We start from the raw sequence: 21,069 nt of genomic DNA, 5'->3' as shown, positions 1-21,069 counted from the left end.
TCGATGGCTCAAGTTGTGAGCTAGATCACGCAGGGGAGAATGGGGGCGGGGAAAAAACGGGAGGAGCCTTACAAGGCTCCCCCCAATGATCAGAGGGGCTTTTGCCACAGGGTCAGCAGCAGATCCTGTTCCAGTTCATTCGGGCCCTGTTGAGCGAAAGCGTGACGCTGCTCACCGGTTGCCCGCCAGCCAAGACGGCTGGTCTCCAGAATAAAGCTGCGCATGGCCTGATCCATGGTGAGGCTGAACTGGCAGCGCTGTTGAGCCACCGGATTGAGGCCACCGAGGGTTGGCCAGCTGAGGGGGTGTTCCATGCTCACCGGGTTGAGGCTGACCCGCAATTGCCACTGATGGCGCGGGCCTGGCTGCAGATAGAGCAGATAGCCACCGGGGGCCAACCAGCTGACCAGCTGCTCGGTCTTGACCTTGAGATCGTTGACCAGCAGCACCTGTACCGAGCCCGGTTGCAACGGCGCGCGAGCGGGATCGGCAATGACAAACTGGCCGTCCGGCTGTGCTTTTTTGGCGGCAAAGATGGTGTTCTTGGCGATATCAACCCCAGCAAACTGCCAGCCGGGCAGGCGCTCTGCCAGCGCGCGGCAGTAGTAGCCTTCACCGCACCCAAGATGGATCAGCTCTTGTGGGGCCAGCGGAGCGAGCAGGCCGGCCATGGCCTCAACCAGCGGCAGTTGGTGGCCGGCCTCCAGGAAATGGTGCTTGGCGCGCATCAGGGCCCGGCTGTCGCTGTCTTTGGGGTTTTTCTTGCCGGGGATGAGATCCAGATAACCTTCCGGTGCCGGATCGAAGTGATGCTTGTTGTCGCAATAACGCCCCTGGGAGGCTTCATGAAAATGGAGCGGACTGCGGCAGCGGGGACATTGAAGATGCATAGTAACTCTCTGGGCGAATGCCGGAACAGTGAAGGGCGTTCGGGATTATAGGGGAGAGGATCAAAAAAGGCTGCCGTAGCAGCCTTTTTTATCCCAAGGCCTCAGTCAGGCCTGCGGATGGGTTATCAGCGAGTGCCAAATACCACAATGGTCTTGCCGTGAGCAGAGATGAGCTCCTGCTCTTCCAGCATCTTCAGGATGCGGCCCACGGTTTCACGGGAGCAGCCGACGATCTGGCCTATCTCCTGACGGGTGATCTTGATCTGCATGCCATCCGGGTGGGTCATGGCATCCGGCTGTTTGGCCAGGTTGAGCAGAGTCTGGGCGATCCGGCCGGTCACATCCAGGAAGGCGAGGTTACCCACTTTCTGGCTGGTGTGTTGCAGGCGCTTGGCCATCTGGCCAGAGAGACGCATCAGAATGTCCGGGTTGACCTGGATCAGCTGGCGGAACTTCTTGTAGGAGATCTCTGCCACTTCGCAAGAGCCTTTGGCGCGAACCCAAGCGGAGCGCTCGGGATTCTCGTTCTCCTCGAACATCCCCATCTCGCCCAGGAAATCGCCCTGGTTCAGATAGGAGAGGATCATCTCTTTGCCCTCATCGTCCTTGATCAAGACGGCCACAGTGCCCTTGACGATGTAGTAGAGGGTCTCCGCTTTTTCACCCGCATGGATCAGGGTGCTCTTGGCGGGATACTTATGAATGTGGCAGTGCGACAAGAACCATTCCAGGGTGGGATCGCTTTGCGGTTTGCCAATGACCATGAGAATTCCTCTGTAGTGTCTTTTTATGGACTTGTGCGTCCGGGCAAGCTGCCAATCTTGCCATTCCTTGTATTGGTCGCAGTAGGATAAGAGCCTTTGCCTGTGCTGACAAGGCTTTGCGGGCTTTTGACAGAGCCCTTTGAGTAATGCCTGCTGCGCCGCTTCGGCCATTCTAGGGAAGATAGAGGTCGGAGATGTTGATTTTGATCTATTTCCATCCCAACTCCCCCTGTTCGGCAGAGATAAGCGACTGGGTTATGCTAGGGATCCATCATCATGATTAACAGGAGAGAGTGCGAGATGAAAGCCAAGGTCAGCTGGGTGGAAGGGATGAAGTTTGTGGGTGAGAGTGAATCCGGTCACAAGGTGATCCTGGATGGTGCCAACCCCGGTGAGGGGGCCAGCCCGATGGAGATGATCCTGCTGGCGGTCGGTGGCTGCAGCTCCATTGATGTGGTCTCCATCCTCGAAAAAGCGCGCCAGTCGGTGACCGCATGCCATGTCGATGTCAGTGGCGAACGGGTCGATAGCGTGCCCCGGGTTTTCGAGAAGATTAATCTGCACTTCGTGGTGACAGGCAAGGGATTGGCGGAGAAGCAGGTGGCCAGAGCGGTCGAGCTGTCGATGGAAAAATATTGTTCTGTTTCCCTGATGTTGGAAAAAGCGGTACAAATTACCCATAGTTATCAAATTGTTGAAGCTTGATAACGATAGTTTCGTTGGTACCCTGGCATAAGGCCGTTACGTAAGGCCACTGCACAAGGCCATGACATAAAGCCATTACATAAGGAAAGTGCAATGAAAAAATTGATCGCTCTGCTTCCCCTTTTGGGCCTGGCGGCGTGCAGCAGCCCGCAACCTACCCAGTATCAATACAGCCAATACCAGTGTGGCGAAGAGATGCTGGCCGTTACCTATGATGCCCAGGCTGACATGGTGCAGTTCCCCTATGCCGGGGTTTACCACAAGCTGGCGCGCGTTGAGTCTGAATCTGGCGCCAAATATTCCGACAGCGTCACCACTTTCTGGAATCAGGACAAACAAGCCCTCCTCACCCAGAAAGGGGTCACACTGCTGACCTGTACGCTTAAATAAGTGACCACAGATAGCTGAAGGTGTGCAGCTTTGTGCCCCGGTCTGGCCTAGGCCGGATTGGGTCAAGAGGTTGAGACCACAAAAAACGGCTTGCCGGGAGGCAAGCCGTTTTTCTATCCATCCGTTATCACTAAACAAGCGCTAGTTGGTGGGGACGCGATTGAGCAGCTCGGCCGCGAGCTGCTGGCTGAGTGCCTGACGCTGGCTGTCTGCAATGCTCACGTCGCTGGTCAGCTGAATGATGCTGCTCCAGACCGCTTTCTGGGTTTTGCGATCGAGCAGCACGATGGCCAGCGACCCTTTGCGCTGGTTGGCTGAGGCATATACCCCGGGTGTCATGCCAAGACGGGCGAAAATCTCGCCGTCACTCATATCCTTGCCGCCCGCGACGCCGATGGCGACCCACAGATCCGCCTCGTCGAGCGGTGCACTCTGCCACCCCTTGCCATTGAGCTCCCGGCTTACCGCCTGCTGCATCGGCTCCAGCCACCCTTCCGCCAACTCACCGGCAAATTGATACTGTTCGGCCAGGGCGTAGCGCGGGGTTGCACCATAGGTCCAGTTGCCCATCGGGCGAACCAGCATGGTGCCGGACTCCAGCGTGGGGGCCGCCGGCCCGCTGCTGCAACCGCCAAGCAGGGCGAGCAGTGCCACAGAGAGATAAGCAAGCCGCATCGTGAACTCCTTTGAATCAGGTTATTTTGCCGGTTTCGATCAATTGCTGGATGAGCGGGCGCAGGATCAGCTCCATCGCAAAGCCCATCTTGCCGCCCGGCACCACTATGGTGTTCATCCGCGACATGAATGAGCCATCGATCATCGACAGCAGGTAGGGGAAATCCACCTGCTTGATACCGCGAAACCGGATCACCAGCATACTCTCGTCCAGACTCGGGATCACCTTGGCGCTGAAGGGGTTGGAGGTATCCACCGTCGGTACTCGCTGGAAGTTGATATGGGTGCGCGAGAACTGCGGGGTGATGAAGTTGATGTAGTCATCCATGGAGCGAACGATGGAGTCGGTCACCGCCTCGCGAGAATGCCCTCGCTCCGAGGTATCGCGGATCAGCTTCTGGATCCACTCCAGGTTGACGATGGGTACTACACCTATCAGAAAATCCACGTGGCGGGCTACGTTGTGATCCTCAGTGACCACGCCGCCGTGCAGCCCTTCATAAAACAGCAGATCGGTATTGCTGGGCAGATGCTGCCAGGGGGTGAAGGTACCGGGCATCTGGTTGAAGGGCACTGCCTCGTCAAAGCTGTGCAGGTAGCGGCGATACTGGCCATTGCCATCCTGCCCATAGCCCTGGAAAAAGCTCTCCAGCAGGCCGAAGTCATTGGCCTCAGGGCCAAAATAGCTGATATGACGCCCCTGTTCGCGCGCCTTGCGGATCGCTACATCCATTTCCGGTCGGGTGTAGCGGTGAAAACTGTCACCTTCCACCACAGCCGCGGTATATCCCAGTTGATGGAACATGGAGCGAAAGGCGTTGGTGGAGGTGGAGGTGCCGGCACCGGACGAACCGGTAACGGCAATAATGGGGTGCTTGGCCGACATGGGATTCTCTCTTCCTTGGGAATTCCGTTATAAGGTCCGGACTGCGGTTGGGTCAAGACTGCTCGATGAAGCGGTCTTTCATCACGATATTCACCGATTCGTGCAGCTCGCTATAGACGATGACAGCTTTGCCTTGCTGTAATTGTTCTCTCACTGCATCGACTTTGACGCCAAGTGGGACATCCTGCTCTCCATATTCGGTTCCTTCCTGCAACACAAAGTGTTCGATCAGGTTGGTCAGGGTGTCGCCGTCCAGTTCTTGCCAGGGAATGATCATTTAAAGGTCTCACAGCAAAAGAGGTGATCGTCAGGCTATTGTTGTGTTGAATCCCGCGAATGCAATCACTTTTTACCTTTTCACCGGAGTCTGAGAGATGTTGTCTGAAGCGCAGCGCAGCGCGCCGTTAACCCTGACTGAGCATCTGGACAGCGCACGTCGAGAGGCGATTGCCCGAGGCATGGTGTGGTTCTGGTTATTGAACTGGCTGGTGGTGTTGTTTCTTTCGATACGCTATGAGGTTTACAGCCAGGTCGGGCTCGCCAGTGATGACAGCTTGCCCTGGCGCTTTCAGAGTGAGCTGGCCCTGGTCATGGTGGTGCTATTGCTGCTACCTGTTGTTAGCCTGTTTTGTGACCATCTGCAGGACCGCCTCTGGTTACGGATGGCTGCGCTGGTGATGGTGCTATGGGGCGGACTCTGGACGCTGCACATCTACACGATTGGTCAGGTGGAGCTGCGGGGAGGGGTCAGCTATGCCAACGGGATCATGCGGCTCAACCTGCTGGCTGCGCTCATCGCGTTTTATCCCGATCGCAAGGTTTTTTATGGCTATCTCTTGGGCCCGATGACGGTGGGTGTGGGGTTGGAACTCTTTTTACGCGTCGATTTTCCCCAGATCTACCTGCTTGGCGTGCTGTTTGGCGTGATTGCGCTGGAGGTTGGCCGTCGCATGCTGCACCGCTGGTTTGAGTTGGCGATCATGCGAGAGCATGAAAATCTGATGCTGCTGCGCCAACTTGATCAGCTCGCCAAGCAAGATCCTCTGACCGGTGTCGCCAACCGGCGGCATTTCAATATCGAGCTGGAGCGCGCGTTAGCCCATAGCCAGGAGAGCGGTGCTCCGCTATCGCTCATCCTGATCGATGTGGACTATTTCAAGCGCTTCAACGACCACTATGGCCATCAGGTGGGGGATATGTGTCTCAAGGAGGTGGCACAAGCGCTCAACCGTGCGGTACGCACGCCATCTGATCTGGTTGCCCGCTATGGCGGAGAGGAGTTTGTGCTGCTGCTGCCCAATACCGACCGTCAGGCTGCGGCCAGCGTGGCGCAGCGGCTGCAAGATGGCTTGGCCAGCCTGCGGCTGGAGCATCTGGCGTCCGAGGTTGCCTCCTGGGTGACGGTGAGTCAGGGGATTGCCAGCAATGTGTCCGGCGAAGGGGCGAGCCAGTTGCTGGAGCGGGCCGATCAGGCGCTCTATCGGGCCAAGGAGTCGGGACGCAATCAGTTCTGTGTTGCGGAGTGACTCTGTTCGGCAATCCAGCGACTGATCCGTTCATCCAGCCAAAACCGTGGCCGCCAGGGCGTGCCGTGCAGAAAGCCGACATGGCCGCCGCGCTGGCTCAACTCATAGCGCACCGTGGGCGAGAGTTGCTCCGGCCGGGGAATGACCGCGTGTGACATAAAGGGATCGTCGGCGGCGTGCAGGATCAGGGTAGGGATGGGGATTTGAGCCAGCAGCGGTAGTCCCGAGCAGCTCTGGTAGTAGTGGTTGGCGCTGTGAAAGCCATGCAGCGGCGCGGTAACCAGCTCGTCAAAATCGCGCAGGGTGGCAATCTGCTCGACTTGTCGAGGTTGCCAGCGTTCACTCGCTTTCTGCTGCTGGCTGATTTTGTTGAGCAGGTTGCGGCGCATGGTGCGCAGCAGATAGTTCTGATAGACCTTCGAGAAGCCCTGATTGACCCGCTCGGCGCAGCTCGCCAGTTGCAGCGGGGCCGAGACCACCACCGCCGCTTTCAATGCCGCAGGACAGGCCCGTGCCAGCAGATTGACCAGCATATTGCCACCCAGTGAAAAGCCGATGGCGATCAGCGGTTTGCCCGGAAAGCGCTGGCTCAGCTCGGCAATCAGCTCCTGCGCATCACCGATGGCGCCGGAGTGATAGGCCTGCAGGTGGCGATTGGGCTCGCCACTGCAACCGCGAAAGTGCATCAGCACGGCCTCTCTGCCCTCTTGCTGCAGGTGGGCGAACAATCCCTTGGCGTAGTGGGAGTGAATGCTTCCCTCCAGCCCGTGAAACACCACTATCAGCGGCCGTTCATCAAGGCTGACTTCCCCGCTCCAGGCGAGGTCGACAAAGTCCCCATCCTGCAGCTCAAACCGCTCCGCCACAAAACGGGCAGGGGGGCGGCGCAGCCATTTGGGCAATATGGTCTGCAGATGAGGATTGCGTGCCCACCAGGGGGCGTGGAAGTGGCTCTCGGTCAGCATGGGGTCAGTCGGTCTGGGTCGAAGATAAGGAGGACGGGAGGCGTGTTCCTCCCGCCAGTCATTGGCTTATTTCAGCAGGCGATCGTGATGTTCGGCACCGCGCAGCATGGCCTGGATCAGCTCATTGGCTTCGAACTTGGTCAGCGCCTCATGAGCACCCACCTGATGGGCTCGCTCCACACTGATCTCGCTGGAGAGTGAGGTGTGCAAGATGATGTAGGCCCCCGCCAGTTTGCTGTCGCTCTGCACTTCGAAGGCCAGCTCGTAGCCATCGAGCCCGGGCATCTCGATATCGCTCACCAGAATGTCGATCGGGGTCTTCTGGCTCGCCCGAGTCTGCATCAGGGTCAGTGCATCCTTGCCATTGGTGCAGACCTCATAGGGGATATTGATGTAGTCCAGCGCGGCCATCAGCTGACGGCGGGCGACCGAAGAGTCATCAACCAGCAGGATCCGCATCGGCTTGATCCGTTCCCGCTGCACATCGGTCAGCACCGGATAGAGGTGGCTCGGATCGTCCGGATAGACCCGGGAGAGGATCAGCTCCACATCCAGCAGCTGGATCAGCTGGTCATTGACCCGGGTCACGCCGGTTACGAACACATTGTGACCGAGAGAGGCGGGGGGCGATTCGATATCGCGCCAGTTGCACTCGGTGATCTTGTCGATGCCCCGCACCAGAAAGCCCACCAGGGTGCGGCGGCAGTCGGTAATGATGATGAAGCAGTGGGGCATCTCCTCCTTGCTGATGGGGCGATAGCCCACCGCCATCGCCATGTCGATCACCGGGATGGTGGAGCCGCGCATATTGGCGGCCCCCAACACGGTCGGGTGCGAGTGCGGCATTGCCGTCAGCTGGGTGTAGGGCACTATCTCCTTCACCTTGAGGGTACCGATGGCAAAGGATTGTTTGGCTGAAAGGTGAAACAGCAACATGCCTTGGGATTGATTGGCTTTGCTCGTCATGGCAGATGTCCTGTTGGTCGAAACGTTGGCAGTCACTTCAGGCCTCTAGCATAAAGGATTACGGGGGGAATGGCCCTTCCTTGTTAACGACCATCTGGCAAAAAACTGGACTCATTCAGCCAATTTCGTTGGCGCACTCACATCGGCGTCCGGTTATTGATCACCATCTTCGCCAACGTCCCACTGTTGGCAGGCAGCTTGCAATGCGGCCTCATCGGCATAACCCAGCTTGCTGGCCACCTGTGCGGGCTTGCTGCCGCCCTTGAGCAATCTGAGCGCTTGCAGCATTCGCCACTGTTGTTGCAATTCACTCCCTTCCACCGGCGCATGGGCTTGTTGTGCCCACTGTTGCAGAGACTCCTGCTGGCCATTGGCCAGCGCTTGCCAGCAGGCTTGCAGCTCACCGTGACCCTGCTGGTTGATGGCGCACTGTTGCAGTTCATCCAAGATCACCTGCAGTCGCTGACCATAGGCTCCTTGCCACTCTTTCGGACGTTGCCACCGGGCCAGAGAGTCGAGCAGGGTATCGAGCAGCGGGGTGGCCTGCAGCCAGCCAGCCTGCTGCGGCTGAGCCACGCGCAAAGAGACGCTCAGCTGATCGTACTCGCAACCGCTGAGGGGGCTGAAGGCCGCAAGGGCATCGGCGCATAGCCAGAAGCTGCTTCCTGCCGGCAGCAACAGCTCATGTTGGCCCAGTCTCAGCAGCGCGGCGCCCCGGGTGATCCGCAACAGCTGCCCGACCGGAGTTCGTTTGCGGTTGCCAGCGTGCAGGCCCTGGCAGGAAAAATGGTGATACTCGATGGCGTGATGCATGTAAAAACCCTGATATGATGCTGCCTGGAGGTAACAAATATGGAAACCAGACGTAAAAAACGCTTCATTGCCGGTGCTGTCTGCCCGGCGTGCGGCAAATTGGACAACATGATGCTGTATCTGGAGCATGGAGTCGAGAAGGTGACCTGCGTCGCCTGTGGCGATACCCAGGTACAAACACCCGCCGAGGTCGACAAGCAGACTCGCGAGGCGGAAGAGGTGATCGGGGTGTTTCGCCCCTGATAAGGCAACGGCGGGTGGAATGCGGGTCTCCTTGCTGACGCTGTTGCCGTTTTTTTCGTCACTCAGTGGCGCCGCACGGCATATGCGCGGCCCGCTTTTTAGGGTATTCTGAGCCCGTTTTTTTCTATCCGCAGGATCCTGACATGAAAGTAGCTCCTCTGAGCGTGGTTACGCTGGAATACACAGTCACCGACGAGCACGGTGAAGTCATCGACAGCACTGTCGGCAAAGAGCCGCTGGTCTATCTGCACGGCACCCGTTACCTGGTCTCAGGCCTGGAAGCCGAGCTGGAAGGTCGCGCGGTAGGTGAAGCCTTCGAAGTGACTCTGGCACCGAGCCAGGCCTACGGCGAATATGATGAGACCCTGGTACAAGAAGTACCGGGCGAGCTGTTCGACGGCATGGAAGTTTCCGAAGGGGATACTTTTGTGGCTGAAACCGACGATGGCCACCGTCCGGTAACCGTTGTTGAAGTGTCTGAAGAGTTCGTCAAGGTAGATGGCAACCATCCGCTGGCTGGCGTGACTCTGGGCTTCAAGGTCGAGATCAAGGACGTGCGTGCCGCCACTGCCGAAGAGCTGGCTCACGGACACGTTCACGGTGCCGGTGGTTGCGGTCACGATCACGGTCATGACCACGATCACGGCGGCTGCTGTGGCGGTCATGGTCACGACCACGATGAAGATCACGGCCAGGGCGGTTGCTGCGGCGGTGCTGGCCACGGTCACGATCATGGCCACGACCACGGTGATGACCATGGTCACGGCGGCTGCTGCGGTGGCGGCGGTTGTGGTGGCAAGGGCCATCACCACTGATCACGGCCATGCCGATGATAAGAAATCTGCCGTAGGAGTCATACCGAGCAATTAATGCTCATTAATTGCTCCTCCTTGGATGATGAAATCCGAAGCCGGTTGTTCTGGCTTCGGATTTTTTATGTCTGTCAAATAGGCTCGCGGCTTTTCCCAAGCTAACAGGGCTGCTTATTTTTGGTTAATGCTCAACATTATTCCCTCTCGGTTCCGCGATGGGGCTTTTGTGCGGAGCGCAAACGTCATCTGCAAACGAGTCATCAAATCGGTGTCTTCATCAGCACAATATGACCAAGTTACTTCATGCCCCAACAGCTATAACGAGCCAGCGTCAGTCTCTATTTGGTCTCGTTGTGCCCCATAAAAAAATAGCCAGTCAGGCTTAACTGACTGGCTATTGCCTAGTGACTAACTGATAGGCGCGAAGCCTTACAGCTGCTCGATCCCGACGATATGCCAGGGGGCATTGTTCTTGGCCAGATCGCGCTCGAGGTGCCACACCTCTTTGATGTCTTCTTCGACCTGCTCCTGACGGTCCATGTAGCGGCCGCTGAAGCGCACGCTCACCTGGGCCCAGTCGCTGCCATAGTCAGCACGTACCAGCTGGGTGTCGACATACATTACTTCTGTGTGCTGGTCGCCAGTCAGTTCGGCGCGCTCGGCTTTGAGCTGCTCAAACAGCTCGGGGCTGACGTACTCGCGCACCTTTTCCAGATCGTTCTTGTTCCATGCCTCTTGCAGGGTGCGATAGTGATCACGGGCACCGGCCAGGAAGCTGTTCATGTCAAAGCCTGGCGGCAGGCGGAACGGCACGTCGCTGTCGGCAAAGCCGGTGGCTTGCGGTGCGCTGTTGCTCTGTTCAAATTGCTGCGGGGCCGCGGATTGCGGTGGCTGATAGCCCGCATAGGCCGCCTGTTGTGGCTGTGGCGTCGCGACCTTGCCCTTGCGCAGGGTACGGATCAGGAAGACGGCACCCAGCGCCAGCAGGGCGATCAGCAGGAAGTCCATTCCTTGCAGACCTTCAAAGGCACCGCTGCCCAGCAGGTAGGCAAACAGGCCGCCAGCCAGCAGGCCGCCCAGCAGGCCACCCATCATGCCGCTCTTTTTCGGCGGAGTCTGGGCATTCAGTGTCGGATTCTTGTTGTCGACCGGTTTGGCCGCAGGCTGGGCCGGCGCAGTTTTGTAACTTTTACCAAAGGATTTGCCGCCGCCAAATTTCTTGGCTTCGGCGTGAGGTGCCCCCAGGCCAATGGCCAGGATCACGGCAAACAGGGTCAGCATCTTTTTCATTTTGACTCTTTTCACTCTCGTCTGTGGGTGGGGCATGCTCCGCTTTGGCAAGCTCAGCAAGGCGCATGGCAGGCTGCCTGTCCCTAATTGTGTCGCAGCTTGTATTCACCAATATCACCTCTGGCATGAATTATTCATGAACGAGGTTGCCGCGATGCGGCGTCAAACAAGAGGAGTAAACCGGATGAAAAGCAGAAGATTGAGTCGCAAGGAGCGCAAAATGCGAAGCAAAATCAAAATGGTCAAGGTAGAGCAGACTCTGGTTTGGCCCTTTATGATGGTATGAGCCGCCAGATAGGGCTCGCCGTAGTTGGCTTTCTTTTGTAAAATTCCCGTCCCCTTCCCGCTGCGGTTTTTATGTGTATGGCAGAGCAAGTGACGGCGAAAAAAGACGCCAAGACACAACAGCTGAAAGTTCCTCCCCACTCTTTTGAGGCCGAACAGTCCGTACTGGGCGGCCTGATGCTGGATAACGATGCCTGGGATCGGGTTGCCGAACGGGTTATCGATCAGGATTTCTACAGCCGTCCGCACCGGTTGATCTTCCAGGCCATGACCCGCCTCTCCAACGCGGGCAACCCCATTGACCTCATCACCCTGCAGGAGGAGCTGGAGCGCTCCGAACAGCTGGAAGAGGCGGGTGGCTTCGCCTATCTGGTGGAGATCGCCAAGAACACCCCGAGTGCCGCCAACATCAACGCCTACGCCGAAATCGTGCGCGAGCGGGCGGTCGTACGGGAGATGATCTCGGTCGCCAACGAGATAGTCGAAGCGGGCTACGAGCCGCAAGGCCGTACCTCCGGCGATCTGCTGGATCTTGCCGAGAGCAAGGTATTCAAGATTGCCGAGCAGCGCACCAGCGCCAACGAGGGGCCCCAGCCCCTGAAGCTCATCCTCGAGCAGACCGTCGACAAGATTGAAGAGTTGTTCAAGACCCCCCACAACGGGGTGACCGGGGTATCGAGCGGTTACAACGATCTGGACAAGATGACCGCCGGTTTGCAGCGTTCGGACTTGATCATCGTGGCGGCCCGTCCCTCAATGGGCAAGACCACCTTTGCCATGAACCTCTGTGAGCATGCGGCCCTCACCGCCGACAAGCCGGTGCTTATCTTCTCGCTGGAGATGCCCTCCGAGCAGATCATCATGCGTATGCTTGCCTCTGTGGGGCGTATCGACCAGACCAAGGTGCGTACCGGTCAGCTCGACGACGAGGATTGGGCACGCCTCTCCTCCACCATGGGATTGCTGCTGGAGAAGGGCAAGATGTATATCGATGACGCCTCCGGCCTCACCCCGACCGATGTACGCTCCCGTGCCCGTCGGGTGGCACGCGAGCACGGTGGCCTATCCATGATCATGGTGGACTACCTGCAGCTGATGCGGGTGCCGGCGCTCTCTGACAACCGTACCTTGGAGATCGGCGAGATCTCCCGCTCCCTCAAGGCCTTGGCGAAAGAGCTGCAGTGCCCTGTGGTGGCGCTATCCCAGTTGAACCGAAGCCTGGAACAGCGGGCCGACAAGCGCCCGGTCAACTCGGACCTTCGTGAATCGGGCTCCATCGAGCAGGATGCGGATTTGATCATGTTTATCTATCGTGATGAGGTTTATCACGATGACAGCCCGGACAAGGGGATTGCCGAGATCATCATCGGCAAGCAGCGTAACGGCCCTATCGGAAGAGTGCGCCTCACCTTCCAGGGTCAGTTCTCCCGGTTCGACAACTACGCCGGTCCGGCGTTTGACGATGATTATTGATAAGTAACAATCATGGCAATCCTGTGGTCAGGATTGCTACCACCGCTCTGACCCGCTTGCCATTCACTGCAAGGCAGCCCGTCAGAGCCTGTTTTCCCGGTTCGACAATTATGCCGGTCCGGCCTTCGACGACGATAAGTGAGTGGCGGTCTTCGGCCCGATGAGGGGGAGACCATTTGTGCCCTCGTAAGGGAAAACCATGAAAGCGGCTACTGCCCAAATCAATACTGCGGCCTTGCGCCACAACCTCGCCGTGGTCAAGCGCCACGCCCCTGCTTGCAAGATCATCGCTGTGGTCAAGGCCAACGCCTATGGCCACGGACTGCTGCCGGTCGCCCGCACCCTGGTGGATGCGGATGCCTATGCGGTGGCCCGTATCGAAGAGGCGCTGATGCTGCGCTCCTGCGCCGTGGTCAAACCCATTGTGCTGCTGGAGGGCTTCTTCTCTGCCGACGATCTGCCGGTGCTGGCGGCCAACAACCTGCAGACGGCGGTTCACACCTGGGAGCAGCTCGAAGCGCTGGAGCAGGTCGAGCTGCCAGCCCCCGTGGTGGCCTGGCTCAAGCTCGACACCGGCATGCATCGCCTCGGGGTACGTGCCGACGAGATGCACGCCTTTATCGAGCGCCTCGGCAAGTGCAAGAACGTTGTGCAGCCGTTCAACATCATGACCCACTTCAGCCGCTCCGATGAGCTGGAGCAGCCCACTACCCGCGAGCAGATCGATTTGTTCAGCAAGTTGACCGCACCGCTGGCGGGCGAACGGGCCATGGCCAACTCGGCGGGCATTCTGGCCTGGCCAGACTCCCACTGCGACTGGGTTCGCCCCGGTGTCATCCTCTATGGCGTCTCCCCGTTCCCCAACACGGTGGCGGCCGATTACGACCTGCAGCCGGTGATGACCTTGAAGACCCAGCTGATTGCGGTGCGGGATCACAAGGCGGGCGAGCCGGTGGGTTATGGCGCCAACTGGGTGTCAGAGCGCGATACCCGGCTCGGGGTGATCGCCATCGGCTACGGTGACGGTTATCCGCGCATGGCGCCCAATGGCACTTCCGTGCTGATCAACGGCCGCATCGTGCCGCTGGTGGGGCGTGTCTCCATGGATATGAGCACCGTCGATCTGGGGCCGGGCGCGACCGACAAGGCCGGCGACGAGGCGGTGCTGTGGGGCGAGGGGCTGCCGGTGGAGCGGGTGGCCGACGAGATTGGCACCATCCCCTACGAGCTCATCACCAAGCTCACCTCCCGCGTCTTTATGGAGTACGTCTGATGTGGCAGCAGTGCCTGCTGACTCTGAAGCCCCGTTCGCGGGGCTTTCATCTGGTGACGGACGAGCTGGTGGCCAAGCTGCCGATGCTGGCGGATTACCGGATTGGCATGGCGCACCTGCTGCTGCAACATACCTCCGCCTCGCTCACCCTCAACGAGAATTGCGACCCCAGCGTGCGCAGCGATATGGATGCCCATCTGCACCGGCTGGCGCCGGAAGATGCCCCCTACTATCGCCACACCTATGAGGGGCCGGATGACATGCCCGCCCACATCAAATCCTCCCTGCTCGGGGTGAGCCTGCTACTGCCGATCCGTGATGGTCAGCTGGCACTTGGCACCTGGCAGGGGATCTGGCTTGGCGAACATCGCGTCGATGGCGGTGCCCGCAAGGTGCTGGTGACCCTGCAGGGTGAGTAATCAGACTACAACTAGCTGAAAGATGATGATAAAAAAGAGGGATGGCATTGAGCCATCCCTCTTTTGTTTTTACGATTTCGCGAGCTATCCGCCTGCCAGTAGTGAAGCGCTCTGCTTGGCTTAGCCGACCTTGAAGGGGGTCAGCTCGGCCAGCGGGGCGGCGTCCATAAAGGCTTGCGGCTCCTGACCCTGTTTGAAGATCTTGAAGTCCTGCTCGCGGGCACTCCAGTACTCCAGACGTTCGCTGCCGTTTTCTCCGGTGATTTGCAGCAGGCTCGCTTCGCGCAGAGCCACCACATATTCGCTCGGGTTGATGGCGCAGAACTCGGCCAGACGCTCGTCGCGAGTTTCGCCCATGTGGCCGCTGATGCTGGCGTCCAGATAGTGCGGGTTGATCTGCAGCGGGAACAGGCCCAGCGCGGGCAGTACGGCTGCGTTGCAGACCGGCATGTCGTTGGTGGTGCGGATGCTCGGGGTCGCCACGTTGCAACCGGCGCTCCAGCCCACATAGGGGATGCCCCGCTCGCGCACGGCACGCTGGATCGGCACGATCAGGCCATTTTCATGCAACATCTGGTTGAGGCGCCAGGTGTTGCCACCGCTGATAAAGATGGCGTCGGCCTGATTGACGGCCTCGACCGGATCATCGAAGTGATGAATGCTGATGGTCTCGATCCCGAGGCTCTCGGTAAGTTCGTTGGCACGGGCATCCCAGTCGCTGCGGATCACCGCGTAGGGGATGAGCAGGATGCGCTTGACCTGTTTGCGAGCCAGCAGGCTCTGCACCCGGTCGCGGGCCCAGCCGAGCAGACCCGGAAATTCGTTGGCTTTACCGTTGCTAAGCAGAAGCAGTTCCATCAAATCGTTCCTCAAAAAGTGAAAGCGGAGGAGGGAGGGCCACCGGATCCGCCGTGCGGCCGGATGGCAAGAGGAGGCATGCTACCACCATTGGCGCGGCGGTTCTGTGATCGGAGGGCCTATTCAACGGCTATGGATGAGTTATGGATGGATAACTCAATGCCAAGCGGTGGATTAATGAGCCGTGGTCAACTCGCTGCCATCGCCAATAAAAGACCCCGCCGCAGCGGGGTCATGGCAGAGTTAGTCGAGTTTGAGATCGACCCACACCATGCGGTGATCCGAGCTGACTCCCTTGGCGATGCCGAGTTTCGCATCATAGACCAGGTGATAACCGGCCTCGAAGCTGGCAGGCCAGAAGACGCCGCTCTTGACCGCGTTGAGGTTGGCGGAGGGGATGACGTGATCCAGCTGCAGCACGCTGGAGTTGGTGATGCGTTCCGGGTTGGGGCGAGTGAGGTTGCGTTTGCAGTCGGTCCCCTTGCTGACACACTCCGGGCCCCCTTCGCTGACCGGGATCAGGGTGCCATTGGTGATGGCCTGATTCATCAGCGGGTTGTTTAGCAAATCCTGAATGGCGGTCAGGTCGCCGTCACCGGTGAGCGGATCGGCGTTGAGATCGCCGGCGATGACGAACTTGGCGTTTTTGGCCAGCCCACCCTTGGTGCCCTTGTCATCGGTCATGTAGTTGAGACCCTTGACGTAATCACTCCAGAAGGCGATCTCGGCGCGGTTGTGCTTGACGGTGTGACGCGCTGCGTTGGCAAAGATCGGCGGGGTCGGGTGGGAGATCAGGAAGTGGATCACCTCTTCCCCCTTCTCGGTCTTGATCCGTACCGGCACATCGGCGTGGTTCTTGGAGGAGAGCGGGTACTGCTGCCAGGCCGCGTCTGAATACCAGGCATCACCACACTGGCGGCTGGCCGGGATCTTGAGCTTGGGATTGTTGCAGTCATCGATGATGGGGTTCTGCTCGCCCGGCATATCCTTCCACTTGAAGTTCTGGAAGGTACGGATCTGCTTGGTGTCGATGGGGTATTTGGACATCACCGCAAAGGCGTACTGGCCGTGGTAGTTGCCAAAGCCCCAGGCATCGTCGGGGCCGCTGTTGACCTTGCCATCCAGATTGAGGTCATAACCGCTCATCAGGCCGGTGTTGGTGGCGAAGTTCTGCATCACCGGATAGCTGATGGCCGTCACCTCTGCGTGCTGGGCGTGAGCCAGATAGTTGTCGTTGAAGGCTTTCAGATCGGCGGTGCTCTCGCCTTTGCCGTCGTTGTCGAACTCGTTGAGCAGGAACACATCCGGACGGGTGCGCTGGATGATCTCCGCCACGTTGCGGATCTGCTGCACGTTCTTGGCTTTGGTTTCAGTGGCGCCGCTCAGGCTTCCTTCGGCGAGGCGGGCCAGCAGGGCATCCTGCTCGGTGCGGGTCAGCGCCAGCTCACCGGTCAGCATACCGGCGGCAGTGCGGTCAAAAGAGAGGTTGAAGGTGGCAAAACGAACCATGGGATCAGCTGCCTTTGAGTCGTTGTCGCTGTTGCAGCCTGCCAGCATCCCGAGGGAGATGGCGGCGGCCAGTAGGGTCTTGTTGATATTTTTCATTGTAATTGTTCCGTAGCATCAATGAGTTATGCCTTCTGTGAGGCGGCGCCATTATAAGGAGACGGCGATGCTGCGGGGATTTTGCCTGAGTAAAGTGTGAGGATATTCACACCACATATCTGGCGATGATGAATGTTAGCAGGGCGATATGGGGTGTGAAAAACCGGTTTATACGCTGCAGTTTTCGTGATGAATAGCGCGCTTCCTGCCGTTAACGCACTCTGAATTTGTCACACCACCATCGGCAGGCCGCTCTCGGGGTGATGGATCACCTGTGCCGGATAATCATAGAGACGGGCGATCAGCTCAGGGGTCAGCACTTCGGCAGGTGTGCCATCGGCCATCAGTTTGCCCCGCTCCAGCATCACCAGCCGATCGGCATAGCGCGCCGCCAGATTGAGGTCGTGCAGCACCACCAGCACAGCTGTATTGCGGCTGGCGAGGGCGCGTGCCATGGTGAGCAGCTGATGCTGGTATTTCAGATCCAGCGCTGAGGTGGGTTCGTCGAGCAGCAGCAGGCGGGGTTGCTCGGCTTGCTCGGTCGGGGAGGGGGCCTGCCAGATCTGCGCCAGCACCCGGGCAAACTGCACCCGCTGCCGCTCGCCGCCAGAGAGCCCCGGATAGAGCCGCTTGGCCAGATGCTCGACCCCGGCATGGGTCATGGCCGCCGCCACAATTTCGTCACGCCGCGCCGCCGGTTCACTGTGGGGCAAGCGCCCCATGGCAACCACTTCCTCGCAGAGAAAGGGGAAGTTGAGGGAGGAGCTTTGCGGCAATACCCCGAGCCGGTGGGCCAGCTGGCTGCTGTCCCACTGCCGGCGATCCGCGCCAAACAGAGTGATGGAACCCTCATATTCCAGCTCGCCGGTCAGGCACTTGAGCAGCGAGCTCTTGCCCGCCCCGTTGGGGCCTAGCAGCGCGGTGAGGGTGCCGCTCTCGAGACTAAGATCGAGCCCATCCAGGATCTGGCGCTGGCCACGGCGCAGGCTGAGTCGGCTGCAGCTCAACAGGGGGTAGGAGAGTGAGGATGAGAGTGGTTGCATAACAGTCCGTATCACAGGGCGCGGCGGCCTTTTACCAGCAGCCAGATGAAGAAGGGGGCGCCGAGCAGAGCGGTGATGATGCCCACCGGCAGCTCGGCCGGGACCAGCAGGGTGCGTGCCAGCATATCGGCTGCCAGCAGCAGGGCGGCGCCAAGCAGGGCCGAGAGCGGCAGCAACCTGACATGGTTGGGGCCCGCCAGCAGGCGCACCAGATGGGGCACTACCAGCCCGACGAAGCCGATCATCCCGGCTACCGCCACCGCCACCCCGACGCCCGCTGCGGTGAGCAGGATCAGGCGACGTTTGAGGGATTGCACATTGACCCCAAGATGACGGGCCTCTCCTTCACCCAGCAGCAGGGCGTTGAGGGGATTGGCATCGCGCATAAAGAGCCACAGCAGGGCCGCCAGGGTGAGCAGGGCCAGCGCCACATCGGCCGGTTTGCCTGCCGCCAGCGTTCCCATCTGCCACAGGCTCAGGTTGCGCAGCATCTGATCGTCCGCCAGATAGGTGAGCAGGCCGATCACTGCACCGGAGAGCGCCGTGATGGCGACCCCGGCCAGCAGCATGACAGTGACCGAGGTGCCCCCCTCACGGGTGCCGAGCAGATAGACCAGGGTGGTGGTGAGCGCGCCGCCGAGAAAGGCGAGCAGCGGCAGCAGACCAACCCCGATGGTGGTTTGCAGCTGCTGGCCGAGGGGGGCCAGCAGCACGATGGCGAGCGCCGCGCCGAGCGCCGCACCGCCGGAGACACCTATGATGCCGGGGTCAGCCAGGGGGTTGCGAAACAGCCCCTGCATCACGGCGCCACAGAGCCCGAGGATCCCCCCCACTGCGATGCAGAGCAGGGTTCTCGGCAGGCGAATTTCCTGCACGATCAGCAGTTTGTGCGACTCAATCCCGCTCTCCTGCCCGGCAAACAGCGCCCGCAGACTCTCGCCCAGGGTGAGGGTCATGGGGCCGGTTGCCAGCGAACCGAGCAGCAACAGCGCCAGTGCGGCCGTGGTGAAGGCCAGCAGCCAGGAGAGGGGTAACCGCATCATGACCCCTGCTTGATCCACTGGGCGATCTGGTTCGCCTGTTGCAGGGAGTTGAGGCTCAGGCCCCCTTGCAGGGCGTGACCGTCGATGGCGTGAATGGCGTTGCGCTTGCCTGCCGGGGTAGCCGCCAAGGCGGGCACTTCGGCCAGCACCTTGGCCGGATCGGCATATTGCTGCCAGTCACGACCGCTGACCAGCACCAGATCGGGCTGCATCTCGATGAGGGATTCGGCGGATACCGGCTTGTAGTTGCGCAACTCGGCGACCGGATTGATGCCGCCTGCCAGCGAGATCAGCGCGCTGGCGGTGGTGTCCCCCCCGGCGATGCTGGTGGGTTGCCCCTTGTGCAGCAGCAGGAAGGCTACCTTGAGCGGTTTGTTCTGTTTGGCTTGCGCCGCCAGCTGATCGGTCTGAGCCTGGATCTCTGCCTTCAGGCGATCGCCAGCAGCTTTATCGCCCAGCAGGCTGGCGAGGGTGTCGATACGCTGGTTGAGGTTGGCGAGAGTCGGCGCGGTATCCAGCACCTCCACCTTGACCCCGGCACGGCGCAGCTGATCCAGGGTCGGGGCCGGCCCCATCTCGTCACTGCCCACCAGTCGGGTGGGGGAGAGGCTCAGGATCCCTTCGGCGGCCAGTGCCCGGTGATAACCCACCTTGGGCAGCCCTTTTGGCAAGGGACTGCTGACATCGGTGGCGATCAGGCTCGATTCACCACCAAGTGCCAGAATGAGTTCTGTGGTGGCGGGGCCGATACTGACGATACGCTCTTTCTGTCCGTCGGCGGCAACGGCAGAGAATGGGGACAGTGAACTGCAGAGCAGGGTGATGGCGAGGGCAAAACGACGGCCCATGCTAACCTCCGAAGGGGTGAATGAAACGGGTGTACCGCCGAGAATATCAAGGCTTTGGAAAAAATGCACTGATAATGATAGCAATTATCAATTGCATTGGTTTCGGTGCTTTATTAGAGTAGCCGCCATGATAAACAGCGGGACAGTATGGTCCCGCAGAGGGAGAAAACATGAGCATTGCACAACGCATTCACGCGCTGCTGGAGCAGGATCCCGGCGCTCATCCGTCCACCCTGGCGGCCCAGCTTGCCATCAGCGAATGGGAGGTGGTTCGCCATCTGCCCGCCGAGCTGGTGACCCTGTTGCCCGCCGATCGCGCACAAGGTCTGCTGGAAGATTTGGCCGACTGGGGCCCGGTGACCACCATCGTTGAATCAGAAGGATCCATCTTCGAGGTAAAAGCCCCCTTCCCGAAAGGCAAGGACGCACGCGGTTACTACAACCTGATGGGCCGCGACGGTGAGCTGCATGGTCATCTCAAGCTCGACAACGTGGCGGGGATTGCGCTGGTCAGCAAGCTGTTCATGGGCAAGGAGGGGCACTCCTTCCAGTTCTTCGGTCACTCCGGCCGCTGCATTTTCAAGGTCTATCTGGGTCGCGACGAGAAACGCCAGCTGCTGGCCGATCAGGTCACCCGTTTTATGGCGCTGCGCCACAACTCTCAAGAGGAAGTCAAAGCATGAGTGAACGTCAGGAGCGTCTGCAGAACCGCCTGCAACCGGAGATCCGCGAGTTTCGCGACAACTGCCGTACCCTGCAGCTCGCCACCGTCGATGGTGAAGGCAATCCCAACGCCAGCTATGCCCCGTTCGTGCTGCAGGAAGATGGCTACTATGTGCTGATCTCCGAGATCGCCCGCCACGCCCGCAACCTGCAACAGGTGCCCCGGGTATCCCTGATGCTGATCGAGGATGAGAGCGGTGCCCGCGAGCTGTTTGCCCGCAAGCGCTTGACCTTCGATGCGGTGGCTGAAGTGGTGGCCCGTGACGACGCCCGCTGGAGCAAGGCGGTGGCGGCACTGGAAGGTCGTTTTGGCGAGATCATCAAGGGTCTCTCCAACCTCAAGGATTTCAAACTGTTCCGCCTCAAGCCGGAGCAGGGGCTGTTCGTCAAGGGCTTCGGCCAGGCGTTCGCGGTCTCCGGTGACGAGCTGGTGGATTTCGTCCATCTGGTGGAGGGGCACAAGCGCATTGACAACGGTGCCGAGCTCACCAGCCCGGCCGATGCGCCGGTCTGAGGATCCCTGTCGACCACGACAGCCGTCATAACAAAACGGGCAGCCACTGGGCTGCCCGTT

24 protein-coding genes are annotated in these 21,069 nt (G+C 59.7%); 10 read left to right on the top strand and 14 right to left on the bottom strand.

Going from position 1 to position 21,069, the window contains the following annotated elements; translation table 11 throughout:
• Positions 1 to 89: 89 nt before the first annotated feature.
• Together AB5Y82_RS03850 and crp are read right to left on the bottom strand one after the other, a co-directional pair.
• Entirely contained in the window at positions 90 to 890 is an 801-nt protein-coding gene (locus AB5Y82_RS03850) for a putative RNA methyltransferase (protein ID WP_111901197.1), read from the bottom strand.
• A gap of 125 nt (positions 891 to 1,015) precedes the next feature.
• On the bottom strand, positions 1,016 to 1,654 hold the full coding sequence (crp, locus tag AB5Y82_RS03845; RefSeq protein ID WP_005335304.1) for a cAMP-activated global transcriptional regulator CRP: 639 nt from the start codon (positions 1,652 to 1,654) through the stop codon (positions 1,016 to 1,018).
• A 300-nt stretch (positions 1,655 to 1,954) separates the two neighbouring features.
• On the opposite strand from crp, the gene AB5Y82_RS03840 reads away from it, so the two are divergent.
• Both AB5Y82_RS03840 and AB5Y82_RS03835 read left to right on the top strand, forming a co-directional pair.
• The gene (locus AB5Y82_RS03840; protein WP_019446908.1) at positions 1,955 to 2,359 is read left to right on the top strand and encodes an OsmC family protein; all 405 of its coding nucleotides are present in this window, start codon (positions 1,955 to 1,957) and stop codon (positions 2,357 to 2,359) included.
• A 93-nt stretch (positions 2,360 to 2,452) separates the two neighbouring features.
• Entirely contained in the window at positions 2,453 to 2,749 is a 297-nt protein-coding gene (locus AB5Y82_RS03835; protein WP_040067985.1) for an MliC family protein, read from the top strand.
• Positions 2,750 to 2,890: 141 nt separating this feature from the next.
• On the opposite strand, the gene AB5Y82_RS03830 is transcribed toward AB5Y82_RS03835, so the two are convergent.
• Genes AB5Y82_RS03830 through AB5Y82_RS03820 form a run of 3 tightly spaced genes read right to left on the bottom strand, consistent with a single transcriptional unit; the run spans position 2,891 to position 4,587 of the window.
• On the bottom strand, positions 2,891 to 3,424 hold the full coding sequence (locus tag AB5Y82_RS03830; protein ID WP_005335300.1) for a DUF4136 domain-containing protein: 534 nt from the start codon (positions 3,422 to 3,424) through the stop codon (positions 2,891 to 2,893).
• Between the two features lie 16 nt (positions 3,425 to 3,440).
• Positions 3,441 to 4,310 (bottom strand): phosphoribulokinase, encoded by an 870-nt coding sequence (locus AB5Y82_RS03825; RefSeq protein ID WP_005335299.1) that lies wholly within the window; start codon positions 4,308 to 4,310, stop codon positions 3,441 to 3,443.
• Positions 4,311 to 4,362: 52 nt separating this feature from the next.
• Entirely contained in the window at positions 4,363 to 4,587 is a 225-nt protein-coding gene (locus AB5Y82_RS03820) for a YheU family protein (RefSeq protein ID WP_005335298.1), read from the bottom strand.
• A 97-nt stretch (positions 4,588 to 4,684) separates the two neighbouring features.
• Here AB5Y82_RS03820 and AB5Y82_RS03815 point away from each other — a divergent pair, with 97 nt between their 5' ends.
• Complete coding sequence (locus tag AB5Y82_RS03815) at positions 4,685 to 5,836, top strand: GGDEF domain-containing protein (protein ID WP_159144279.1); 1,152 nt, start codon at positions 4,685 to 4,687, stop codon at positions 5,834 to 5,836.
• On the opposite strand, the gene AB5Y82_RS03810 is transcribed toward AB5Y82_RS03815, so the two are convergent.
• The 3 genes from AB5Y82_RS03810 to AB5Y82_RS03800 all read right to left on the bottom strand — a co-directional run bounded on the left by AB5Y82_RS03810 (position 5,815) and on the right by AB5Y82_RS03800 (position 8,580).
• Positions 5,815 to 6,801, bottom strand: coding sequence for a hydrolase (locus tag AB5Y82_RS03810; protein WP_159144278.1), 987 nt, complete (start codon positions 6,799 to 6,801; stop codon positions 5,815 to 5,817). The genes AB5Y82_RS03815 and AB5Y82_RS03810 overlap by 22 nt on opposite strands.
• Before the next feature lie 66 nt (positions 6,802 to 6,867).
• Positions 6,868 to 7,767, bottom strand: coding sequence for a chemotaxis protein (locus AB5Y82_RS03805; protein ID WP_005335289.1), 900 nt, complete (start codon positions 7,765 to 7,767; stop codon positions 6,868 to 6,870).
• A gap of 153 nt (positions 7,768 to 7,920) precedes the next feature.
• A complete protein-coding gene (locus AB5Y82_RS03800) occupies positions 7,921 to 8,580 on the bottom strand; it encodes a hypothetical protein (RefSeq protein ID WP_159144277.1) in 660 nt (219 codons plus the stop codon).
• Positions 8,581 to 8,619: 39 nt separating this feature from the next.
• On the opposite strand from AB5Y82_RS03800, the gene AB5Y82_RS03795 reads away from it, so the two are divergent.
• Together AB5Y82_RS03795 and slyD are read left to right on the top strand one after the other, a co-directional pair.
• Positions 8,620 to 8,823: a YheV family putative zinc ribbon protein gene (locus AB5Y82_RS03795; protein ID WP_005335287.1), complete on the top strand. Its 204-nt coding sequence runs from the start codon at positions 8,620 to 8,622 to the stop codon at positions 8,821 to 8,823.
• 143 nt (positions 8,824 to 8,966) lie between these two features.
• The gene (slyD, locus tag AB5Y82_RS03790) at positions 8,967 to 9,638 is read left to right on the top strand and encodes a peptidylprolyl isomerase (protein WP_005348264.1); all 672 of its coding nucleotides are present in this window, start codon (positions 8,967 to 8,969) and stop codon (positions 9,636 to 9,638) included.
• Positions 9,639 to 10,064: 426 nt separating this feature from the next.
• Here the strand turns inward: slyD and AB5Y82_RS03785 are convergent, their stop codons facing one another.
• Complete coding sequence (locus AB5Y82_RS03785) at positions 10,065 to 10,925, bottom strand: Tim44 domain-containing protein (protein WP_005335275.1); 861 nt, start codon at positions 10,923 to 10,925, stop codon at positions 10,065 to 10,067.
• A gap of 363 nt (positions 10,926 to 11,288) precedes the next feature.
• On the opposite strand from AB5Y82_RS03785, the gene dnaB reads away from it, so the two are divergent.
• From dnaB to AB5Y82_RS03770, 3 genes are all read left to right on the top strand, one after another.
• Positions 11,289 to 12,683, top strand: a complete 1,395-nt coding sequence (dnaB, locus tag AB5Y82_RS03780; protein ID WP_026035132.1) for a replicative DNA helicase — start codon at positions 11,289 to 11,291, stop codon at positions 12,681 to 12,683.
• A 199-nt stretch (positions 12,684 to 12,882) separates the two neighbouring features.
• A complete protein-coding gene (gene alr, locus AB5Y82_RS03775; RefSeq protein ID WP_159144276.1) occupies positions 12,883 to 13,956 on the top strand; it encodes an alanine racemase in 1,074 nt (357 codons plus the stop codon).
• A complete protein-coding gene (locus AB5Y82_RS03770) occupies positions 13,956 to 14,375 on the top strand; it encodes a secondary thiamine-phosphate synthase enzyme YjbQ (RefSeq protein WP_159144275.1) in 420 nt (139 codons plus the stop codon). Before alr ends, AB5Y82_RS03770 begins: the two co-directional genes overlap by 1 nt.
• Before the next feature lie 120 nt (positions 14,376 to 14,495).
• Here the strand turns inward: AB5Y82_RS03770 and pepE are convergent, their stop codons facing one another.
• From pepE to AB5Y82_RS03745, 5 genes are all read right to left on the bottom strand, one after another.
• Positions 14,496 to 15,233, bottom strand: coding sequence for a dipeptidase PepE (pepE, locus tag AB5Y82_RS03765; RefSeq protein ID WP_159144274.1), 738 nt, complete (start codon positions 15,231 to 15,233; stop codon positions 14,496 to 14,498).
• A gap of 243 nt (positions 15,234 to 15,476) precedes the next feature.
• On the bottom strand, positions 15,477 to 16,838 hold the full coding sequence (locus AB5Y82_RS03760) for an endonuclease/exonuclease/phosphatase family protein (RefSeq protein ID WP_368173683.1): 1,362 nt from the start codon (positions 16,836 to 16,838) through the stop codon (positions 15,477 to 15,479).
• A 230-nt stretch (positions 16,839 to 17,068) separates the two neighbouring features.
• On the bottom strand, positions 17,069 to 17,881 hold the full coding sequence (locus tag AB5Y82_RS03755; RefSeq protein ID WP_368173682.1) for a heme ABC transporter ATP-binding protein: 813 nt from the start codon (positions 17,879 to 17,881) through the stop codon (positions 17,069 to 17,071).
• 11 nt (positions 17,882 to 17,892) lie between these two features.
• Positions 17,893 to 18,924 carry a FecCD family ABC transporter permease gene (locus AB5Y82_RS03750; RefSeq protein WP_368173681.1) on the bottom strand — a complete coding sequence of 344 codons (1,032 nt, stop codon included), beginning with the start codon at positions 18,922 to 18,924 and terminating at the stop codon, positions 17,893 to 17,895.
• The gene (locus tag AB5Y82_RS03745; protein ID WP_159144271.1) at positions 18,921 to 19,772 is read right to left on the bottom strand and encodes a hemin ABC transporter substrate-binding protein; all 852 of its coding nucleotides are present in this window, start codon (positions 19,770 to 19,772) and stop codon (positions 18,921 to 18,923) included. Before AB5Y82_RS03745 ends, AB5Y82_RS03750 begins: the two co-directional genes overlap by 4 nt.
• A 170-nt stretch (positions 19,773 to 19,942) precedes the next feature.
• Between AB5Y82_RS03745 and hutX the strand changes: the two genes are divergently transcribed.
• On the top strand, positions 19,943 to 20,455 hold the full coding sequence (hutX, locus tag AB5Y82_RS03740) for a heme utilization cystosolic carrier protein HutX (protein ID WP_005362516.1): 513 nt from the start codon (positions 19,943 to 19,945) through the stop codon (positions 20,453 to 20,455).
• Positions 20,452 to 21,009: a heme utilization protein HutZ gene (hutZ, locus tag AB5Y82_RS03735; RefSeq protein ID WP_021230813.1), complete on the top strand. Its 558-nt coding sequence runs from the start codon at positions 20,452 to 20,454 to the stop codon at positions 21,007 to 21,009. Before hutX ends, hutZ begins: the two co-directional genes overlap by 4 nt.
• Positions 21,010 to 21,069: the final 60 nt, after the last annotated feature.

It is taken from the genome of Aeromonas sp. s13, assembly GCF_040907905.1.
Classification (GTDB): Bacteria; Pseudomonadota; Gammaproteobacteria; order Enterobacterales; family Aeromonadaceae; genus Aeromonas; species Aeromonas veronii.
The sequence above is the reverse complement of the archived record's forward strand: the minus strand, read 5'-3'. Positions and strand labels throughout refer to the sequence as shown.